This window comes from Proteiniclasticum sediminis, assembly GCF_018128025.1.
Taxonomy (GTDB): Bacteria; Bacillota; Clostridia; order Clostridiales; family Clostridiaceae; genus Proteiniclasticum; species Proteiniclasticum sediminis.
Window position 1 is genome coordinate 1 of the sequence record NZ_JAGSCS010000076.1, and the last position, 593, is coordinate 593.

A 593-nucleotide genomic window follows, 5' to 3' on the forward strand; every position below is an offset into this window, starting at 1 on the left:
CCACCCGTAGCTTCGGTGATAGGTTTTAGCCCCGGACATCTTCGGCGCGGGATCTCTCGACTAGTGAGCTATTACGCACTCTTTTAATGAGTGGCTGCTTCTAAGCCAACATCCTAGTTGTCTTAGAAATCCCACATCCTTTTCCACTTAACCTATACTTGGGGACCTTAGCTGACGGTCTGGGCTTTTTCCCTTTTGACTATGAAACTTATCTTACACAGTCTGACTGCCGGACTCTATAGTGTATGGCATTCGGAGTTTGATAAGGTTCGGTAAGCGATATGCCCCCTAGCCCATTCAGTGCTCTACCTCCATCACTCATATCCGACGCTAGCCCTAAAGCTATTTCGAGGAGAACCAGCTATCTCCGGGTTCGATTGGAATTTCTCCGCTATCCACAGCTCATCCCATGGTTTTTCAACACCAGTTTGGTTCGGTCCTCCACGAGATTTTACTCTCGCTTCAACCTGGCCATGGATAGGTCACCCGGTTTCGGGTCTACGACATGCAACTAATTGCCCTCTTAAGACTCGGTTTCCCTTCGGCTCCGCACCTAAAGTGCTTAACCTTGCTGCATATCGTAACTCGTTGGC

1 rRNA gene is annotated in these 593 nt (G+C 49.1%); it reads right to left on the reverse strand.

The features are described from left to right. Positions 1-593, reverse strand: a 23S ribosomal RNA gene (locus KCG48_RS14610); the annotation flags it as partial.